Annotated in this window: 3 protein-coding genes; 1 reads left to right on the top strand and 2 read right to left on the bottom strand. The window is 50.3% G+C overall.

All coding sequences use genetic code 11. From position 1 onward, the window contains the following. Positions 1–146 precede the first annotated feature (146 nt). A complete protein-coding gene (locus EZI54_RS23505; RefSeq protein ID WP_131484284.1) occupies positions 147–491 on the bottom strand; it encodes a winged helix-turn-helix transcriptional regulator in 345 nt (114 codons plus the stop codon). Positions 492–601: 110 nt separating this feature from the next. Here EZI54_RS23505 and EZI54_RS23510 point away from each other — a divergent pair, with 110 nt between their 5' ends. Continuing rightward, a complete protein-coding gene (locus EZI54_RS23510; RefSeq protein WP_131484285.1) occupies positions 602–1369 on the top strand; it encodes an SDR family NAD(P)-dependent oxidoreductase in 768 nt (255 codons plus the stop codon). 79 nt (positions 1370–1448) lie between these two features. On the opposite strand, the gene EZI54_RS23515 is transcribed toward EZI54_RS23510, so the two are convergent. Further along, positions 1449–1721 carry a VOC family protein gene (locus EZI54_RS23515; protein WP_131484286.1) on the bottom strand — a complete coding sequence of 91 codons (273 nt, stop codon included), beginning with the start codon at positions 1719–1721 and terminating at the stop codon, positions 1449–1451. Positions 1722–2119 lie beyond the last annotated feature (398 nt).

Raw genomic sequence — 2119 nt, forward strand, 5'->3', positions numbered from 1 at the left:
AAAGAGCGTGCAGGGTAGACTTTGACATGGCGTATCATTCCTCTGTTGGTTGTGATCTGGCGAGATCAACCAACAGGATACGCCACCTCTTCAACTTGCCTCCATACACCAGAAATCACCATAGCTCCGTCGCGTGCATTGCCTGGTTATAACATTTCACTTTCAATCTCGCTCTGGAGCTTCTCAAGCTCATCAAGAATACGGATAAATTTGGTGCCGAATTCGGTTACTTTGTACTCAACACGAGGTGGCACCTCGTTGTAGGTAATACGTTCCAAAATACCAAATTTCGCATTCTTGCTTAGGCATTCGTTAAGCACCTTGGTGGTTAAGCCCTCAACGCTACGGACCATTGCCCCTGGCCGGTTGATTCCGTTTGCCAGAAGTTGATAAACGGTGAGCGACCACTTACAACCGTATATGGTTTCAACCATGCGCGCACTTTTCTCTGGCGCAGATTTCCTCAGAAATATTTTTCCCTGTTCTTTCATCAATATGTACCAATAAGTACCTACCACACCAAATTGTGCCTGATTTTCAATAGCCTACAGTTTTTCTAATCTATGTCCACACTTTACTACCTACCTGTGGAGGTAATCAGATGGAAAACACAACTCGTTCTTTGGCCTTGATTGTGGGTGGCTCCAGTGGAATGGGGTTAGCGACCGCAAGGCAGCTGCTCAATCGGGGCATCCATACGGTAATTGTCGGCAGTTCAACCTCGAAACTGCAAGCTGCCAAGCATGATCTTGCCGGAGTGGGGCACATTGAAACACTCCAGGCAAACCTGTACGAAGCCGACGATGTTCAGCGCATACTTGATTTTGTTGCAAATCACGACCGCCACATAAAATATTTTGTCAACGCGGCAGGCAAGTTCAAACCAACACCATTTCTTGAGCATGGAGGCAAGGACTACGATACCTACCTGGAGCTAAACCGGGCTGCATTCTTCATCTCTCAGGCTGTGGCCAAGAATATGTCAGAAAATGGTGGCGGTTCCATTGTGCATGTTGGCTCAATGTGGGCAAAGCAAGCCATCAAAGCCACGCCCTCATCGGCGTATTCAATGGCTAAAGCCGGCTTACACGCGCTAACGCAGCATATGGCGATGGAATTGGCTGACAAGAATATCCGTGTAAACGCCGTTTCTCCCGCTGTGGTAAAGACCCCCATTTACGAATCCTTCATTGAACCGAGTGAAATTGATAGAACGCTTGCCATGTTTGATGGATTTCATCCAATTGGAAGGATCGGCACCTCCGATGATGTTGCCAGTGCAATCAGCTTCCTGCTCAGCAATGATTCAAGCTGGGTGACAGGTGCCATTTGGGACGTGGATGGTGGCGTCATCGCTGGCCGAAACTAAAACCTTTCCGGGTGGCCGGGTAATATCTTCTACCCGGCCTTGCTCTTGCAACGCCTCCAAATCAGGCCCCCCATCGAAACTATAGCCCGGACAATCTAAACTGATAAAAAGCGGTCAAACTTCGCTGTTGTTGACACTGTTCTCGGCTATCGGCCACAAAGGCAATGTGCATGGGCCTTTGTTTTTCCGTGCGGACACCGAACCACAGCTCGGGTTTGCCATTCCTGCCAAGACCGGCCCAACCTTGAACCTCCATGACAAGCTCGATTTCAAGTGGAGCGAGGGCACGACAGAAGAACGCCTCGCTCTTTTCGTAGTCCTCGACCACCAACCCGATGTGGTCAATGATCATGATGCAAAACTCCCTGGAGAAACATAACGTCAAGCCCAGCGGTGCTGTAGCGACTGGTGATGGTTCATTGCGGCCTGCGAGCGAAAACGTACGTCCCGAAAACAAGGCCAGCGAACTCGAGTAGCGCCAGCCCCAGGGCGGAATGGAAAAAGGCCTTCCCATGCTCGTCCATAACATTTGAATACAAATCAGGGCTATCAACGACGAAGTGGAAGACGTAGCCAAAGAGGAACGCCGCTGCCATGTAAGCGTTCATTTCAGGACGTTCTGCCACCCCGCTGAGATTCGCCCTACAGTAACCTCACATTTTCCGACACGAGGTTACCCCCATGAGAAAGCACCGCACACCCGAACAGTGGCAGACCCTGGTTGATCAGCAGCGTGCCAGCGGCTTGTCA

The sequence above is a fragment of the Marinobacter halodurans genome (genome assembly GCF_004327985.1).
Taxonomy (GTDB): Bacteria; Pseudomonadota; Gammaproteobacteria; order Pseudomonadales; family Oleiphilaceae; genus Marinobacter_A; species Marinobacter_A halodurans.

Bases quoted from the DNA above. Each gene is read 5' to 3' on its own strand.
- EZI54_RS23505 (WP_131484284.1), bottom strand. From the start codon at position 491: ATGAAAGAACAGGGAAAAATATTTCTGAGGAAATCTGCGCCAGAGAAA.
- EZI54_RS23510 (WP_131484285.1), top strand. From the start codon at position 602: ATGGAAAACACAACTCGTTCTTTGGCCTTGATTGTGGGTGGCTCCAGT.
- EZI54_RS23515 (WP_131484286.1), bottom strand. From the start codon at position 1,721: ATGATCATTGACCACATCGGGTTGGTGGTCGAGGACTACGAAAAGAGC.